General features: G+C 36.7%; 19 protein-coding genes. 10 read left to right on the top strand and 9 right to left on the bottom strand.

Translation table 11 applies throughout. The annotated features are described in order from the left end of the window. Positions 1–8 precede the first annotated feature (8 nt). The 4 genes from FBR08_RS05660 to pdxA form a co-directional block, all read right to left on the bottom strand. On the bottom strand, positions 9–1004 hold the full coding sequence (locus tag FBR08_RS05660; RefSeq protein ID WP_158961827.1) for a beta-ketoacyl-ACP synthase III: 996 nt from the start codon (positions 1002–1004) through the stop codon (positions 9–11). Between the two features lie 160 nt (positions 1005–1164). Next, positions 1165–1362 (bottom strand): 50S ribosomal protein L32, encoded by a 198-nt coding sequence (gene rpmF / locus FBR08_RS05655; RefSeq protein ID WP_002989043.1) that lies wholly within the window; start codon positions 1360–1362, stop codon positions 1165–1167. Positions 1363–1371: 9 nt separating this feature from the next. After that, entirely contained in the window at positions 1372–1944 is a 573-nt protein-coding gene (locus FBR08_RS05650) for a YceD family protein (protein WP_199268635.1), read from the bottom strand. Positions 1945–1994: 50 nt separating this feature from the next. Then, positions 1995–3065, bottom strand: coding sequence for a 4-hydroxythreonine-4-phosphate dehydrogenase PdxA (pdxA, locus tag FBR08_RS05645; RefSeq protein WP_158961825.1), 1071 nt, complete (start codon positions 3063–3065; stop codon positions 1995–1997). Positions 3066–3122: 57 nt separating this feature from the next. Between pdxA and FBR08_RS05640 the strand changes: the two genes are divergently transcribed. From FBR08_RS05640 to FBR08_RS05625, 4 genes are all read left to right on the top strand, one after another. After that, the gene (locus tag FBR08_RS05640; protein WP_158961824.1) at positions 3123–3716 is read left to right on the top strand and encodes a riboflavin synthase; all 594 of its coding nucleotides are present in this window, start codon (positions 3123–3125) and stop codon (positions 3714–3716) included. A 66-nt stretch (positions 3717–3782) separates the two neighbouring features. Then, positions 3783–4367, top strand: coding sequence for an RNA polymerase sigma factor (locus FBR08_RS05635; RefSeq protein ID WP_158961823.1), 585 nt, complete (start codon positions 3783–3785; stop codon positions 4365–4367). Then, entirely contained in the window at positions 4367–4597 is a 231-nt protein-coding gene (locus FBR08_RS05630; RefSeq protein ID WP_158961822.1) for a hypothetical protein, read from the top strand. The genes FBR08_RS05635 and FBR08_RS05630 overlap by 1 nt, the downstream gene beginning before the upstream one ends. Further along, positions 4578–5405, top strand: coding sequence for a mechanosensitive ion channel family protein (locus FBR08_RS05625; RefSeq protein ID WP_158961821.1), 828 nt, complete (start codon positions 4578–4580; stop codon positions 5403–5405). Before FBR08_RS05630 ends, FBR08_RS05625 begins: the two co-directional genes overlap by 20 nt. Before the next feature lie 267 nt (positions 5406–5672). Here FBR08_RS05625 and FBR08_RS05620 read toward each other — a convergent pair whose 3' ends face one another. Next, positions 5673–6500 carry a universal stress protein gene (locus tag FBR08_RS05620; RefSeq protein ID WP_158961820.1) on the bottom strand — a complete coding sequence of 276 codons (828 nt, stop codon included), beginning with the start codon at positions 6498–6500 and terminating at the stop codon, positions 5673–5675. A 179-nt stretch (positions 6501–6679) separates the two neighbouring features. Between FBR08_RS05620 and rimP the strand changes: the two genes are divergently transcribed. The 4 genes from rimP to FBR08_RS05600 all read left to right on the top strand — a co-directional run bounded on the left by rimP (position 6680) and on the right by FBR08_RS05600 (position 12243). Further along, positions 6680–7147: a ribosome assembly cofactor RimP gene (rimP, locus tag FBR08_RS05615; protein WP_158961819.1), complete on the top strand. Its 468-nt coding sequence runs from the start codon at positions 6680–6682 to the stop codon at positions 7145–7147. An 11-nt stretch (positions 7148–7158) separates the two neighbouring features. Further along, complete coding sequence (nusA, locus tag FBR08_RS05610; protein WP_158961818.1) at positions 7159–8397, top strand: transcription termination factor NusA; 1239 nt, start codon at positions 7159–7161, stop codon at positions 8395–8397. Positions 8398–8448: 51 nt separating this feature from the next. Continuing rightward, the gene (infB, locus tag FBR08_RS05605; RefSeq protein WP_158961817.1) at positions 8449–11442 is read left to right on the top strand and encodes a translation initiation factor IF-2; all 2994 of its coding nucleotides are present in this window, start codon (positions 8449–8451) and stop codon (positions 11440–11442) included. A gap of 129 nt (positions 11443–11571) precedes the next feature. Then, positions 11572–12243, top strand: a complete 672-nt coding sequence (locus tag FBR08_RS05600) for a zinc metallopeptidase (RefSeq protein ID WP_158964179.1) — start codon at positions 11572–11574, stop codon at positions 12241–12243. Positions 12244–12302: 59 nt separating this feature from the next. On the opposite strand, the gene FBR08_RS05595 is transcribed toward FBR08_RS05600, so the two are convergent. Then, entirely contained in the window at positions 12303–13115 is an 813-nt protein-coding gene (locus FBR08_RS05595) for an endonuclease/exonuclease/phosphatase family protein (protein WP_158961816.1), read from the bottom strand. Positions 13116–13257: 142 nt separating this feature from the next. Here FBR08_RS05595 and FBR08_RS05590 point away from each other — a divergent pair, with 142 nt between their 5' ends. Together FBR08_RS05590 and FBR08_RS05585 are read left to right on the top strand one after the other, a co-directional pair. After that, complete coding sequence (locus FBR08_RS05590; protein ID WP_158961815.1) at positions 13258–14211, top strand: bifunctional riboflavin kinase/FAD synthetase; 954 nt, start codon at positions 13258–13260, stop codon at positions 14209–14211. Further along, positions 14183–15493: an HTTM domain-containing protein gene (locus tag FBR08_RS05585; protein WP_158961814.1), complete on the top strand. Its 1311-nt coding sequence runs from the start codon at positions 14183–14185 to the stop codon at positions 15491–15493. The genes FBR08_RS05590 and FBR08_RS05585 overlap by 29 nt, the downstream gene beginning before the upstream one ends. A gap of 58 nt (positions 15494–15551) precedes the next feature. Here FBR08_RS05585 and FBR08_RS05580 read toward each other — a convergent pair whose 3' ends face one another. The 3 genes from FBR08_RS05580 to FBR08_RS05570 form a co-directional block, all read right to left on the bottom strand. Continuing rightward, positions 15552–16322: a UDP-2,3-diacylglucosamine diphosphatase gene (locus FBR08_RS05580; protein WP_158961813.1), complete on the bottom strand. Its 771-nt coding sequence runs from the start codon at positions 16320–16322 to the stop codon at positions 15552–15554. 5 nt (positions 16323–16327) lie between these two features. Next, on the bottom strand, positions 16328–16780 hold the full coding sequence (locus tag FBR08_RS05575; protein WP_158961812.1) for a 6-pyruvoyl trahydropterin synthase family protein: 453 nt from the start codon (positions 16778–16780) through the stop codon (positions 16328–16330). A gap of 80 nt (positions 16781–16860) precedes the next feature. Next, positions 16861–17643 carry a hypothetical protein gene (locus FBR08_RS05570; RefSeq protein WP_158961811.1) on the bottom strand — a complete coding sequence of 261 codons (783 nt, stop codon included), beginning with the start codon at positions 17641–17643 and terminating at the stop codon, positions 16861–16863. Positions 17644–17704 lie beyond the last annotated feature (61 nt).

Below are 17704 nucleotides of genomic sequence, written 5' to 3'. Positions count from 1 at the left end.
TAAATTAATTAACTATTGTAAGCCCACTTTAAATATATCGATCCCCACGTGAATCCACCGCCAAAGGTAGCAAAGATAATATTGTCACCTTTTTTCAATTGGCTTTCGTAATCACATAATAATAAGGGTAAAGTAGCAGAGGTTGTGTTTCCGTATCGCTCGATGTTCATTAGAACTTTAGAATCATCTACTCCCATGCGGTGAGCAGTAGCATCGATAATGCGTTTGTTTGCTTGATGTGCCGCCAGCCAATTTACGTCATTGTGCGTTAAATTGTTGCGTTGCATGATTTTTTCACTCACATCAGCCATGTTCGATACGGCGTATTTGAAAACAGTTTTTCCATCTTGGAACACATAGTGTTGTCTGTTGGCAACTGTTTCAGCATTTGCTGGTAAAATAGACCCACCAGCGTCAATTTTTAAGTATTCTCTTCCGATTCCGTCGCTTCTTAGATATTCATCTATAACTCCGTAACCATCTGTATTGGGTTCAAATAAAACTGCTCCGGCAGCATCTCCAAAAATGATGCATGTTGCGCGGTCGGTGTAATCGATAATAGAAGACATTTTGTCTGCCCCGATTAGCAGTACTTTTTTGTATTTACCAGATTCGATATAAGCAGAAGCAACAGACATTCCATACAAGAAGCTCGAACAAGCAGCTTGTAGGTCAAAGGCAAAAGCGTTCGTAGCACCAATTTGTGAGGCTACGTAAACTCCTGTGATAGCTACAGGCATATCTGGGGTAGCAGTTGATAATAGGACTAAGTCTATTTCTTTGGGATCTACTCCTGATTTTTGAATTAAGTTCTCCGCAGCTTTTATAGCCATATACGAAGCACCTTGTCCAGGTTCTTTAAGAATGCGACGTTCTTTGATTCCTGTTCGAGAGGTTATCCACTCATCGTTAGTTTCAACCATTTTCTCTAAATCCGCGTTGGTTAACTTTGTCTCAGGCAAATAACAACCAACAGCAGTAATGGCTGCATGTATTTTTGTCATATGGTATTGCTTTACTTTATAAAAACATTCCAAAAAGAAGCGAAAATTACGAAAAAAAAACGAACTAGAGCCTTTTTAAGTCTTAAAACTCGCTCTCTCAGTAAATTTCGGCAAAAAAAAACTCTCACACATTGTGAGAGTTTATTGTGTTTTGAAAAGCTTATGCTTCTACTGCTGTGGTTTTGTCTATTACAACTTGTCCTCTGTAGTAAAGTTTTCCTTCGTGCCAGTAAGCTCTGTGGAATAAGTGAGCTTCACCAGTAACAGGACAAGTAGCGATAGTTGGAGCTACAGCTTTGTAGTGCGTTCTTCTTTTATCTCTTCTTGTTTTCGAGGTCTTTCTCTTAGGATGTGCCATTTTACTATATTATTTATCCGTTAATAGTTTTTTTAATTTTTCCCATCTTGGGTCTATATCTTCCTTGTCTGAATCGCTTTCCGTATCGTCTTCTTGCGAATCTTCCATTTCATTGTCTTCATCTTCGTCCTCAAATAAAAAATCGAATTCTTCTTCATCGAAGTCTTCGTCTTCTGCTGCTTCAGGGCTTACTCGTTTGACGGGAATGGACAATACAATTAATTCGTATATGTACTGAGATAAATTAATCTCGTATTCATTCATTGGAATAACTAATACTTCATCGTGATCGTCGTTAAATTCTTCTCCAAATTTGACAATGAGGTTAAATTCATGTTCAATTGGAAGATTGAAATCTTCATTTGTGACATCACAAGGAACGTTTGCAACTCCTTCTGCCTTAAAGTTTACCTCTAAATGGGTAGCTTTTTTATTTAAAAGAACGCTAATATTTGCTTCTATGCTGTTGAAATCATCGTAATTGTAATTTTTAAAAAAATCACTATTTATTTGATATTCAAAAGTATGTTCTCCATTTTTCAATCCTATAAAGGATATCGAATATGTTTTTTCGGTATTCATCAAATACATGATTTGAGCGTGCAAAGATAAAAAATTATTATTATTACAAGCTAATTATCAAATTTTTTTGTACTATTTTCTTTTTCTTGAGGCATTAGTGGGTTGCTCTTGGCTTCGATGTTTCTATTTCTGTTTCTGAAAACATCAAGGGCTAAGTACAACGCCTCGCGAAAAGAAGTGGGATCCGCTAGGTTTTTACCTGCTATATCATAAGCTGTTCCGTGGTCAGGTGAGGTCCTAATTTTGTTTAGACCTGCGGTGTAATTCACACCTTTACTGAAGGATAGTGCTTTGAAGGGGGCTAATCCCTGATCGTGATAACACGCGATGACTGCGTCAAAGCTGTTGTAAAGTTGTGATCCAAAAAAACCATCTGCTGGGAATGGACCAGATACGAGTATGCCTTCTTCTGCTAATTTTGTTATCGTTGGTTTTATGATTTCTTGTTCTTCTGTTCCAATAATTCCATCATCTCCAGCATGGGGGTTCAGTCCTAAAACGGCAATGCGTGGATTGAAAATGTTGAAATCGTTCATCAATGCCTCGCGAATTGTTTTCACCTTTTCTTCAATGCGTTGTGGTGTGATGGCTTGGGCTATGTCTTTCAAAGGTAAATGGTCGGTCAATAAACCTACCTTTAAATCGTCGCTCACCAAAAGCATGAGGGCATTGCCTTCTAACTGTTCGTTTAAGTAATTGGTGTGCCCCGGGTGTTTAAACTCCTCTGATTGTGTATTGTATTTGTTGATCGGTGCGGTAACTAAAATATCAATTTCGTCGTTCTTTAATGCTTCTGTTGCTGCAATAAATGACTTGATTGCGTAACTGCCTACTACGGGGTCGTTCTCGCCAAAGTTGATGTTCACGTTCTCTTTCCACAGGTTTAACACGTTGAGTTTTCCTGTAATCATTTGATCTAAACTGTCAATACCTTGAAAATTTACATTGCTATTGATGTTTTTTTTGATATAAGATAAAGGCTTTGAGTTACCGAAAATCACCGGAGTACAAAGCTCAAGCATTCTGTTGTCTTCGAAACATTTAAGGATAACTTCGGGCCCAATACCGTTTAAATCGCCTATTGATATACCTACCCTAACATTTTCTTCTTTATGGCTCATAGTTTCGTATAAATTATTAGTAATTTTGAAAACAAATTTAATAAAATAAATGGAGTAATGTTTACAGGAATTGTTGAAGAAATTGCAATTGTTAAAAATATTGTACGAGAAAAAGAAAATTTGCACCTAACTGTGTCGTGTTCATTCGTTGATGAACTGAAGATAGATCAGAGTGTTTTGCACAATGGAATATGTTTAACCGTTGTGGCAATTGGAAGCGAAACTTTTACTGTAACGGCAATCAAAGAAACGCTTGATGTTACGACTTTAGGGCAGTGGGAAATAGGACAGGAAATCAATATAGAGCGCGGTATGCTTGCTAATGCCCGTCTTGACGGACATATTGTACAAGGACACGTGGATACTGTTGGTCGCTGTGTGTCAATACAAGATGCTCAGGGAAGTACCTATTATGGATTTGAATATGATTCAAAAGTGAAACATACAACGATTGCTAAAGGCTCAATAACTGTTGATGGAACTAGTTTAACGGTTGTAGATTCAGGAATTAACACCTTTAGTGTTGCCATTATTCCTTATACAAGAGAACATACTGTTTTTAAGCATTATCAATTGGGACAACTGGTTAATTTAGAATTTGACGTCATCGGAAAGTATGTGGAAAAATTACTACAGATTAGAAGTGTTTAAGAACTTTTTGTTAAAATTTAGATGTAATTGTTTCTATCTCTTACATTTGAATTGTAAAAAAGTAATATGAAAATGAATGTGCAAAGTCAAAACTTTGTTTCGATGACGGATGAAGAATTGGTGCAATTTATCGTTCATAATGGAAATACAAGTTTGTTTGGTATACTCTATGATCGATATGGTCAAAAGGTGTATCAAAAATGTCTGGGGTTCGCTGAGTCCCGGGATGCTGCAGAAGATTTGACGCAAGATGTTTTCGTGAAATTATACCTTAATTTGAAGTCTTTTAGAGGGGAATCAAAGTTTTCTACTTGGCTTTATTCGTTTACGTATAATCATTGCGTTAATTATTCAAAGTCTATTTTAAAGCGGCAACGAGATAATGTGGAATTACAGGAAGAAGCAATGTATGTTTCTACTGCAGACGAGGAAGTGACGGACGAAGAAATCTTTTCCTTAACGGTTGGAAAACTTCAAGAAGCACTAGGCTTAATTGACCCGGAAGATAAAATCGTTTTATTGATGAAATATCAAGATGATAAGTCGATCAAAGAAATAGCACAACTACTTGAATTAGGAGAAAGTGCTGTTAAAATGCGATTACACAGGGCTAAAAAGAAAATTGTGGAATTATATAATTCGTTGTCATAATGGAGAATCCTTTTAAGAAAATACTGCAAGACGAGAAATTGCCGGACTATCTGAAAGATCGGGTGATTGACAATTTGAATTTTATTAAGCTTTCCTTAGATGTATCTGAACTTTATACGGTACAAGTGCCCAAAGTAGTGGAGTCATTTATAGGAGATGTTGATAAAGAGAAAGAAAAGAAAATAATAGAAAGAATTAAAAAAGAAGATCATGATGGAGAAGTTGTATAGTTTTGAGTATCCGGGTGAGATGATTAACGATGTGGTGAATTCACTTGTAAAAGGCGTTTTTGGTTTTCTGCTCATTGCGGGTTATGTGCTGTTGTGCTGGTTAATGCTTAAGCTTTTTTCTTATATCCTTAAAAAGATGTTTAAACTTGTTCGCCTAGAGAAAATCCAAGAGGGGCTAGACGACAATGAGTTTTTGAATAAAATCAAGATTAGAGTGAAGGTCGATGCTATCTTGCTTTTTTTCGTTAAGGTTTTCCTTGTTTTTTTAATGGTATTGATTGGGGCAGAGTTGTTTGGCCTGGAAATCGTTTCGCGTGAAATTGGCAATTTGATGATGTTTGTGCCTAAGCTTTTTGTGGCATTGCTTATTTTTATCGGAGGCCTTTACTTTGCTTCGTGGATTAAGAAAGTAATCGTAGAGGTGTTGAAGGCTGTTGATTTTGTCGGTGCGCGTATGATCGGAAATATTTTGTTCTATTTGATTTTGATTTTTGTGGTGATCACAACGTTAAATCAAATGAGTATTGATACTTCGATTATTACGAGTAATATTTCGATCGTTATCGGTGCAATTTTATTGACGGTTGCTTTGTCTTTAGGATTAGGTGCTAAAGATGTTGTAACGAAATTGTTGTACTCTTTCTATGCGAGAAAAAACCTAGAAGTAGGGCAATATGTCGCAATTAATGGATTGAAGGGGTATGTTATTTCGATTGACAATATTTACTTGTGTCTGTTAGTTGATGGAAAAAAGAATTATATACCAATAAAGACTGTGTCAGAAAGTCACATTGAAATATTAAAATAAAAAATGCTCTAAGGCATTTTTTATTTTGGAGAGGAGTACGGAGTGTAGGTGGTTTTTTGTGAAGTTCGATACAAGGCGCAAACCTTAGGAGGAACAAACCTCACCGACTACTACAAACAAAAAGGTTCGATCTTATAAACTAAGATCGAACCTTTTTTTTTTGTAGATGTATTTACTCATCTCTTTATTTCTCTCACTGAGTTAAAATTCGGCTTTGGTAAGCGATGAATCTCCGCTGTGCTCCGATTGCTTCTCGCTAATCAAAATTTAGTCGATTTTGAATGTCAATACAGAGATTGGAGAGTGGTTTACTAGGTCTTCGCTAATACTTCCGTTGAAGAAGTGAGCTAATCCTGTGCGACCATGTGTAGCAATGGCAATTAAATCTGCATCTAATTTTTTACAGTAGTTTAAGATTCCTTTTTCTACGTTAATGTCATTGTAGATGCTTAAATCAAATTCTTTATCTGTAATATCCGCTAAGAATGTTTCGAGTGTTTCTTCTGCAACATGTGTTGGCTTGAAGCTGTTGGGTGTGTTGACCATGAGTAGGTGTAAATCAGCGCCAACTACTTTGTTTAAAGCAAGTGTGCTTTTAAATGAATCTTTCATTTCACTTGTAAAGTCAGAAGCAAAAACAATATCCTTAATGCAGTTGTCTTCAAATTCTCCTTTTACAACAAAAACAGGAACAGGAGATGTGCGTACGACTTTCTGCGTATTAGAACCTACAAAGTATTCTTTCATTCCACTTGCTCCGTGAGACCCCATTACGATTAGATCTACTTCGTTGTGGATAGCCGATTTAGTTACACCTTGAGAAGTACGGTCTAAGATTAAGCTTGTAGAAACCGTTAGCCCTTCGAATAAAGTATCTAGTGCGATTTGCTGTAGCTTTTGTTCAGCCGCATTTTTAAAGAACATCACTTCTGGGGCTGGGGTTCCTTTACTAACACCATCACTTGCTTCTTGTGGTAAATCTAGGATGTGTAGTAAAATGATTTCAGCGTTGTGTTTCTTCGCAAAATTTACACCTGCTTTGATTGCGTTATGTGCCTGTTGTGAAAAATCCGTTGGTATTAGTATTTTTTTCATAATTAAGTGTAAAAGTGGATTAAGTATTTAACATGTTTTTTTAGTGTTCTAAATTTAAGCATATAATTATCAATACACAAAAGTTTTTATTAGTACAAAAAAAATAGTATATTTGCACCGTTATTTATTAAAGAAGTTAAATAATGAGGGGACATAATAGTCCCCTCTTTTTATAGCATATGACATTTAAAAACAAAGTACAAGAGTTGTTAGATGCAGCTTTAGCTGAGAAGCAAGAGTTGTTTTTGATTGAAATGACAATTTCTCCAGATAATAAAATCATGGTGACGTTAGATGGAGATAACGGGGTTAATTTGCAAGACTGCATTGATGTAAGTAGAGCCATAGAGCACAATTTAGATAGAGAAGAACACGATTTTGCTCTAGAAGTTGCCTCTGCGGGTGCTACATCACCGTTGAAATTGTTGCGTCAGTACAAAAAAAATATCGGAAGAAAGGTGAAATTAGTCACTTCAAACCAAGAAAAGTACGAAGCGACAATAGCGGAAGTCGGAGAATCATCAATCGTATTACAGTGGAAGGCGCGTGAAGCAAAAGCTGTTGGAAAAGGAAAGGTTACAGTTGAAAAAGAAGCTGTTATACCATTCGACAAGATAAAAGAAGCTAGTATAATAATTTCATTTTAAAAAAATATCAGATGGAGAATAGTGGTTTAGTAGAATCGTTCTCAGAATTTCAAGAGTTAAAATACATTGATCGAGTTACGTTAATGGCCATCTTAGAAGATGTATTCAGAAATGCATTGAAAAAGAAATATGGTGATGACGATAACTTCGATATCATTATTAACCCTGATAAAGGAGATTTCCAGGTTTTTAGAAGTAGAGTCGTTGTAAACGATGGTGAAGTTGAAGATGATAAATATGAGATTTCATTAAGTGAAGCTAGAAAGATAGAATCGGATTTTGAAGTTGGTGAAGAAGTTTCAGAAGAAGTGAAGTTAGAAGATATTGGAAGAAGAGCGGTATTAGCTTTACGTCAATATTTGAACTCAAAAGTGACAGAGCATGACAATGCTACGTTATATAAGCAATTTAAAGAGGTAATCGGAGAGATTTACGCTGCGGAAGTACATCATATTCGCCCAAAAGTTGTAATTTTGATGGATGATGAAGGAAATGAAATTGTTTTGCCAAAAGAAAAACAAATTCCTTCTGACTTTTTCAGAAAAGGAGATACAGTAAAAGGAATTATTGAGGCTGTTGAATTGAAAGGAGCAAAACCTCAAATTATCATGTCTAGAACATCGAACCGATTCCTAGAGCGTTTGTTAGAACAAGAAATTCCTGAAATTGGCGAGGATAAAATCCAAGTGAAGAGGGTGGTTCGAATTCCAGGTGAGAAAGCAAAGATTGCAGTGGAAGGATCAGATGATAGAATTGATCCTGTAGGAGCTTGTGTTGGAATGAAAGGGTCGCGTATCCATGGAATCGTAAGAGAACTTGGAAACGAAAATATCGACGTAATTCACTACACAACCAATACAGACTTGTTTATTAAACGTGCATTAGCACCTGCGAAAGTAAATAAGGTTGTATTTGACGAAGAAACCAAGAAGGCAAACGTATATCTAGATACAGAAGAAGTTTCTAGAGCAATTGGAAAAGGAGGGCAAAACATTAAGTTAGCAGGAATGTTAACAGGATTTGATATCGATGTGATGCGCGAATTGAACCCAGAGGATGACGATGTTGAATTAAGAGAATTCAGCGATGAAATTGATTCATGGGTAATTGAAGAGTTTGCTAAGATTGGATTAGATACAGCAAAAAGCGTGTTGAACTTAAGTGTTGAAGAATTAATCAAACGCACGGATTTAGAAGAAGAGACAATTCAGGATGTCTTCCGTATTCTGAAGGAAGAGTTTGAGGATTAGACTAACACATCTATTAACAACACAACACAAATAATACACTAAAAAGATAATATGTCTGAAGAAAGAGCAATAAGAATAAATAAAGTTTTAAGGGAATTAAATATTTCTCTGGATAGAGCCGTGGACTTTTTGAAAGGCAAAGGGTATGAAATTGATGCAACGCCAAATGCAAAGATTTCACAAGAAGAATTTACTGTTCTGAATAAACAATTTTCTGCTGATAGAGGGAAAAAGGAAGCTTCAATTGAAGTGAGTGAAGAGAAAAGAAAAGAAAAGGAAGCGCTTAAAGTAGAGCGTGAACGCGAATTAGAAGAAAAGAGAAAACAAGAAGAACAAGCTCGTATCAAGAAAGAACAAGAGATTATTAGAGCCAAAGCAGAAGAGCAAGTTGCTATTAAAACTGTAGGGCAAATTGATCTTGAACCTAAAAAAACTTTAGAATCTTCTTCAGCTGTATCTGAAAAAGTGGTTGAGAAAGAAGAAAAGAAAGCTGAGCCTGTAAAGAGTAAAGAACCAGTTGCGAAAGAAAGCGGTGCACAAGAAAAAGTAGTGGAGAAAGTAGAAGCTGCTCCTATTGCTCAGGTTGATGTCGATTCAAAAACTGATTCAGCAAAAAATACGACAAAGAAAGTAGAAGCGAAGAAAGTAGCGAATAAAGAATCAAAAGTAAAAGACAAACCTGTGGAAGAAAAACAACATAAGGAGTCTGCTAAAATAGCAAACGAAGAAACCAAAGTAGTTGAGGGCGATAGTGTTGATGCGAAGTCAGGTGAAGAAATCATCAAAACAAATTATCAAAAGCTTTCAGGGACTACTTTTACAGGGCAAACGATCGATTTATCACAGTTTGACAAGCCTAAGAAGAAGAAGGAGGAGAAGAAAGACGATAAAAAAGGCAACGTTGCTGGACGAAATAAAAGAAAGCGTATTGCAAAACCTGCCAATGCAGAAGGTGCTGGTGCTAATCAAAACAATGCAGCAGGCGGTAATAAACCAGGTGGTGCTAATGCGAACCGACCAGGTGGGAACAATGCAAATAGACCCGGCGGAAACAATGCGAACAGACCCGGAGGAAACAGCAAGTTCAATAAGAATAATAACAACAACCGAAGAAATACGCCTGTCGTAAAAGCAGAGCCTACAGAGGAAGAAGTTAAAAATCAAATTAAAGAAACGCTTGAGCGTTTACAAGGTAAAGGAAATAGATCTAAAGCCGCAAAATATCGTAGAGATAAACGTGATGTTCACCGTAAGAAATCAGATGAGGAACAAAGAGCTTTAGAGGCAGGAAACAAAGTGTTGAAAGTAACGGAATTCGTTACCGTAGGTGAGATTGCTACTATGATGGATGTGCCTATTACAAAAGTAATCGGAACGTGTATGTCATTGGGAATCATGGTTACGATGAATCAACGTTTGGATGCTGAAACCTTGACTATTGTTGCTGATGAATTTGGATTTGAAGTAGATTTCACTACCGCTTCAATTGAGGAGGCTATTGAAGAAGCTCCAGATAGACCAGAAGATTTGAAATCTCGTGCGCCAATTGTTACTGTAATGGGACACGTGGATCACGGTAAGACCTCATTGCTGGATTATGTGCGTAAAGCAAACGTAATTGCAGGAGAGTCTGGAGGTATTACACAGCATATCGGTGCGTATGGAGTTACGTTAGAAAGCGGACAACAAATCACATTCTTAGATACACCAGGTCACGAGGCGTTTACTGCAATGCGTGCACGTGGAGCTCAAGTAACCGATATCGTAATTATCGTAATTGCTGCGGATGATGACATCATGCCACAAACAAAAGAGGCAATCAGTCACGCCCAAGCAGCTGGAGTACCTATTATTTTTGCAATCAATAAAGTGGATAAGCCGACAGCTAATCCTGAGAAGATTAAGGAAAAATTAGCTTCGATGAACTTATTGGTTGAAGAGTGGGGAGGTACTTACCAATCACAAGATATTTCTGCAAAACAAGGGATCGGGATGAAAGAATTATTGGAGAAAGTTTTACTTGAAGCAGAAATGCTTGAACTAAAAGCAAATCCAGATAAATTAGCATCAGGTACAGTTGTTGAAGCATATTTAGATAAAGGACGTGGATATGTATCTACAGTATTAGTACAAGGAGGAACATTAAAAGTAGGAGATTACCTATTAGCAGGATGTAACCACGGTAAGGTTCGTGCAATGCACGACGAACGTGGAAATGCGGTACAAGAAGCTGGACCATCTAGACCAATCTCTGTATTAGGATTAGACGGTGCACCAGGAGCTGGAGATAAATTCAACGTATTCGAAGAAGAAAAAGAAGCGAAGCAAATTGCCGCAAAACGTACACAATTGTTACGCGAGCAGTCAGTTCGTGCACAAAGACATATTACCCTTGCTGAGATTGGACGTCGTATCGCTTTAGGAGATTTCAAAGAATTGAACATCATCTTAAAAGGAGACGTGGACGGATCTGTTGAAGCGCTTTCGGATTCATTCTCGAAATTGTCTACAGAAGAAATTCAAATCAATATCATCCACAAAGGAGTAGGTGCAATTACAGAATCTGACGTATTGTTAGCTTCTGCATCGGATGCAATTATCATCGGATTTAACGTTCGTCCAATGGCTTCTGCCAAGGTGTTAGCAGATAAAGAAGAAATTGATATCAGAAACTACTCGATTATCTATGACGCAATTGACGACTTGAAAGATGCAATGGAAGGTATGTTATCTCCAGAGTTGAAAGAAGAAGTTACGGGTACTGCTGAAATTAGAGAGTTATTCAAAATTTCAAAAGTGGGTACGATTGCTGGATGTATGGTTCTTGATGGAAAAATCTTCCGTAACTCTAGGATCCGCTTAATTCGCGAAGGAGTAGTAATCTACACCGGAGAGCTTACAGCACTTAGACGTTTCAAAGATGATGTGAAAGAAGTATCGAAAGGATATGATTGTGGTATCCAAATTAGAAACTACAACGATATCAAAGAATACGATACAATTGAAGCATTCCAAGAAGTAGAAGTAAAGAAAAAGCTTAAATAAGGCTTATTCATATAAGATTTAAAAAGAGAGACCTTACCCGTCTCTCTTTTTTTATGACAAAATGACTGTATTTTAGATTTGGCGCGTCATTTGATGTAGTATAAAGGAACATTAATTGTTATATCTATGATGATATGGGTTTTTATGATTGCCATGATGGGTGCCAGTTGGTACGTGGGGAATCGTTTACAAGCAAAGTTTAAGAAGTATTCTGAGGTTCATTTACAAAACGGGATGAGTGGTGCCGAAATTGCACAAAAGATGCTATTTGACCACGGTATTCGCGATGTACGCGTAATTTCTACTCCTGGTAGATTAACTGACCACTATAATCCCGTGGATAAAACGGTAAATCTAAGTGAGGCTGTATATAATCAGCGCAACGCCGCAGCCGCAGCTGTTGCTGCACACGAAGTAGGTCACGCTGTTCAACATGCACAAGCCTATTCGTGGTTAACTATGCGTTCGAGAATGGTACCTGTGTTAGAAGTATCCTCTCGCTTTATGCCTTTTGTGTTGATTGGGGGCGTGCTGCTATTGAAAACATTTCCACAACTATTGCTGTTGGGAATTGTACTCTTCGCTTTAACGACCATATTTTCTTTTGTGACCCTACCCGTTGAATACGATGCTAGTAATCGAGCATTAAAGTGGTTAGAGGCAAAAAATATTGTAACACAACAAGAATTGGTTGGATCTAAAGATGCCTTAAAATGGGCCGCAAGAACCTATGTGGTAGCTGCTCTTTCCTCTTTGGGTACTCTGTTATACTATGTAATGATTTACATGAATAGAAGGTAATAGATGTTTTTATTATATTTTAATTGTTTAGAAAGGATTTCATAACTGAAATCCTTTTTTTATTCTATCTCTAGGAGTAAAGGAATGTGATCGGAAATTTTGTTTGCCTCTTTTATAGATTCAAAATCCTCAAAGAACAAGATAGCTTTGGCAGATTTGATGGTAAATAATTCCGGCTGTAAAAAGATATTGTCATATTCACTAGCCAAACAGTCGCCGTCTATGCACTTTTGACGCAACGAGGTTTTTTGCTTGGTAAAAGCGGGGAGATACCCTTGTTTCTTTAAGGGATTAAAAACAGAATGAGATTCGGGTGTGTTGAAATCACCTAAAAAAATGAGGTTGCTATTTTCATATTGAGCAGGTAAAAATTTCAAATACTTGATTTCTTTTTCGGGCTGATGTTTTTTGGGTAAAGCATGTAAGTTAACTAAGGTAAATTGGAAATCTTTGTGCTGAAATGTTGCCATATAAGGCTCTCGCTCAATCTCTTCCTGATAGGTTGGTTCTAAAAATGCTCTTTTTTTCAATTTCAATTTATTAGACTTCCATAAAAAAGCATAGCGCTCTGATCGATAGGGAGAACTTATTGTTGGATCACTTAATGCATACTCCCATTTCGCACCACTTTTTCGATTGAGTTCTTCGTGTAGGGCTAAAATGGTTTGTGCACCACTGGGATTTGTTACTACTTCTTGGATCGCAATTACATCAGCTTGTTTAATGATCTGTGCGATATAACTGATATTTGCTTCTGTTTTACTACTTCCAACATTCTTTAGATTCCAAGTCATGATTTTAACTTGAGAAAAGAGGAGTAGTGGGGCAATCCACAAAAGGAAAACCAAAGTGGTTTTAAATAAACGAGGCATGTTAATTACTTTAGATTAGGCGTATTATTGTGTAATAATTCATGTGATTTGTAAAAAATGAAGTATTTTTACTGCTTGAATTTTTATTTAGAAAACGGGGCAAAACTAAGTAAAATCCCCATAAAAGACTAAAGTTATCATCGTGAAAATATTTTCTTCCATTGGCGAATTTAAAACAGATAAAAAAGTTGTTGCAACACTAGGAACCTTTGATGGTGTTCATATTGGACATCAGATGATTATAAAGAAGCTAGTGGATGCCGCCAAAGAATTAGATGCTGAGAGTTTGGTGTTAACCTTCTTTCCACATCCGCGTATGGTATTGAAACAAGATCACGGAATTCGTTTGTTAAACACATTAGAAGAAAAACGAGAACTACTTGCAAATCTTGGGTTGGACAATCTAGTGGTACAAAAGTTCGATTTGGACTTTGCGGATTTATCTGCTGAAGCGTTTGTGAAACAAGTTTTAGTCGAGACATTTAATATCTCTAAGATTATTATAGGTTACGACCATCGTTTTGGTAAAAACAGAACGGCAGATATTCATGATTTAAAGCGTTTTGGCGCTTTTTATGGTTTTGAAGTCGAAGAAATATCTGCACAAGAAATTGACCATGTCTCCATTAGTTCAACGAAAATTAGAACTGCTTTAGAAGCAGGTAATATCGCTCTTGCCAATGAGTTTTTAGGACATGAGTATCACTTTTCAGGTGAAGTGATTCACGGTAAAAAATTAGGTCGTACATTGGGCTTTCCAACGGCAAATTTTGAAATTTCTGAATCTTATAAAATGATTCCGCAGAATGGAATTTACGTTGTAGAGTCAGAAATAGAGGGAGAGTTGGTAAAGGGAATGATGAGTATTGGAATTAACCCAACGTTCGTAAATCACCCTCATACAATAGAAGTAAACTTTCTAGATTGGTCTGGTGATTTATATAATAAAACGTTAAAAGTTCGTATCTTGGATCGCATTAGAGATGAACAAAAATTTAACTCGCTTGAAGAGCTTGTCGATCAATTAACGAAGGACGAACAAGCAACAAGAGCTTATTTTAATCGCCATGTGGAAAAAAGCCCTGCAACCCGTTGATAACGCCCCTTTAATTATATTTCGAATATTTTTCGGTTTTTTATTTGCCTGTGAATCCTTTGGCGCTATTGCCACAGGATGGGTGAGAATGAATTTAGTAGATGTAAAGTTTACCTTTTCCCACATTTACATGGACTTTTTGCAAGTTCTTGTGGGACCCCAAATGTATGTGTATTTCTTTGTGATGGGACTGGCTTCTTTGGCCGTAATGTTGGGTTATCGCTATAAATGGAGCATGCCTTTACTGACCTTATTATGGGCAGGAACTTATTTTTTACAAAAAACATCCTATAATAATCACTATTATTTGTTGATGATTATTTGTGTCTATATGTGTTTTTTACCCGCAGCCTCTTATCAATCCTTAGATGTAAAAGCAAATCGCGTGAAAGAAGAATTGGCTATGCCGCGGTATTTCAATTGGATTTTTATCTTCCAAGTGAGTGTATTGTACATCTATGGGACGATTGCAAAATTCTATCCGGATTGGTTGGATGGTACATTTACGGAAATCATGTATCAATCGGCAAATATTCCAGAATACTTTAAAGAAATTTTTACCCAAAAAGAGTTCTATCTAGTCATTGCCTATCTTGGTATTATCTTTGACGGATTGATTGTTCCTGCTCTATTGTGGAAACGCACAAGAACATTGGCTTTAATTGCTTCTGTTATTTTTCATCTATTCAATTCCGTAACCTTACACATCGGAATCTTCCCTTATTTTGCATTGACGTTTGCGCTTTTCTTTTATCCAACAGATCAAATAAGACGTATTTTCTTGAAGAAGAAACCTGTATTTGAACAAAAGGAAAATTTTGCCACTCCACGATTGAGTAAGCCCGTAGTAGGATTCTTGGCTGTGTTTATGTTTTTTCAATTTGCTCTACCTTTAAGACAGCACTTTATTGAAGGAGATATTTTATGGACTGATGAAGCCCATCGCTTAAGTTGGCGGATGATGTTGCGTTCTCGAGGAGGGTATACCACTTTTATAGTGGAAGATAAAAAAACAAAAGAACGTATTTTTTATAATACGGAAGGTGTTTTGAGTCGTAAACAAGAAGCGAGAATGAATACTTCGGATGTCGTTTGGCAAATGGCACAATACATCAAGAAAGAATATGCCGATAAAGGCGTGGATGTAGCCGTTTATGCCGATAGTTGGGTGGCTATTAATGGCCGTGATTACAGTCGTTTTATTGATGAAAAAGTCGATTTAGCTAGTGTGCCATGGAACTACTTTTCACATAGTCCTTGGATTTTGGACAAACCCTTTTAAATAGTCATAGGATGCGATAAGTGGAGCACTTTACCCATATATAAAAAACAGAAAAGCCTCAATATTGAGGCTTTTTATATTTTTCCAGATGGAATTCCCCATCAAAGTAACCATAAGTAAAATAAGTAATCCAATCGCCGAGATTGATGTATTTCGATTGATTATTCAAGTCAATCACCATGGGGAGATGACGATGCCCAAAGACAAAGTAATCATAGTGTTGTTGTTCTAATTTACGCTTAGCGTATAAGACCAACCATTCGTTGTCTTCTCCTAAAAAACGCACATCTTCATCACCAGAAATCAATTTGTTTTTTACAGATAAGTATTGAGCTAAACGAACACCTATATCGGGATGCAACCAATTAAATAACCACTTAGAGCATTTGTTGGTAAATACTTTTTTCATTCGTTTATAACCTAAATCTCCAGGACCTAGACCATCACCATGTCCGATAAAAAAGCGTTTGCCATTGATTGTGAATAGTTGCGGTTGATGAAAAACAGGAATTCCCAATTCGGTTTGGAAGTAGTCATTCATCCATAAATCGTGATTGCCAACAAAAAAGTAGATAGGAATCCCTTTATCCTTGAGTTGTGCTAATTTTCCTAGAACGCGAACAAATCCTTTGGGAACAACCGTTTTATACTCAAACCAGAAATCAAAAAGATCCCCTAAAATGAATAGCGCTCCCATGTCTTCTTCTTTTTCATTGAGCCAGTCTAGGAAAAACTTTTCGCGCGGTAAACTTTTTTCACGGGTTGGTGCTCCGAAATGTTGATCAGAGGCAAAATAAACACCTTTTGTTGTATCGATTGTAAAATTCACCAGACTTATAAATTATCGGATTGGAACCACTCAGCATAAGATGAGTCCGTTTCCTGTAAACGCAATGAATACAAGGCTAAATTTTCAGGAAGGCGATTTTTGATCTTGTTGGCAAAATCAATAACCATATTTTCGCTTGTCGGTTGATAATCGACTAAGATAACGTGATGTCCACGATCTTTTAGTTCTTGCGCTAATTCGACGTGAGGAGTGTTTTTATTGAAGACAGTAGCATGATCAAAAAGATCTACAATTTCTTCTTTTACTATTTTCTTTAGATCACTGAAATCAATTACCATCCCAAATTTTACATTAGTTGAATCGGTAATGGGAGTACCAATTACTGTAACAGCTAATTTATAACTGTGTCCGTGTACATTGCGACATTTACCATCATATCCATATAATGCATGACCTGTTTCGAATGTGAATTGTTTTGTAATTCTAATTTTAGACATAACCAAAAATTTTGACAAAGGTAGTGAAAAATCTAGTTGGGTAGTCCCTTCTTTCTTGAGGTTTTGTCTTCGAGTCGTTTTTAGAATAGGCGATATTGAACTTGAAACTTAGCCATAGGGTAATATTTGAACCAATCAATTTCAGCATTTACTTTTTCAAAGTTATTTTCTCTTAAAAGCGTAGTGCCTCCTCGGCTATTATTTTGTGTGATTGTGTAATCGCCAGCATACATAACACCAAGTTCTAATTTTACGCCAAAGCGTTTTTTGGGAATGGCGCGGCCTAGTCCAATACCTAAGTAGGGTTTAATGGTATTTCCTAAAGTTAAATCAGCATCTAATCTTCCATTAATAATGTCTAATTTCTTTCCGTTGAATATGAGTTCAGGCCATATAAAAGGGGGTTGTAGTTGGGCGGGACTCCCATTTCTATTAACAATCGTTCCCCTAGCTAGTAACTTGGTCTTTCCAAAGTAAAAACCTCCACTGAAGTAGAGCAATCCATCTGGGAATGGGTAATAATCGACCACTATATTTCCGTGAACATTCGTTATTTCTGCGCGTGTGCTATATGCAACATTTTGACCAAAGGCCATGTGTAACGCACCATGGGGATCACTTAAGTTGAATTGTCGCCTTCTTGTATGGTATTTATAGGTGCTAATTCCCGCTTTTAACGAAAAATGGGGAGAAAGAGGTGTAGCCAATTCTAGATTACCTCCTAAGGTAGATAGTCCTGCTGCAACGGTCATATGTTGGAAAGGTGCAGGATCAGGGGATGTTCTTTTACTTTGGGCCAATAGTGTATTAGTTATCCAAAGAAAAGAAAAGATACAAAGGAATGATAGGTTTCTGATTTGCATTTTTTTTCTAAAGATATTCAAAAAATAAACACGACTTTAACAAAAATCGTGTTTATCCTTA

Origin of the sequence: Myroides fluvii (assembly GCF_009792295.1) — a bacterium.
Lineage (GTDB): Bacteria > Bacteroidota > Bacteroidia > Flavobacteriales > Flavobacteriaceae > Flavobacterium > Flavobacterium fluvii_A.
Note: the sequence above shows the minus strand (reverse complement) of the source record. Positions and strands in the feature narration are given on the sequence as shown.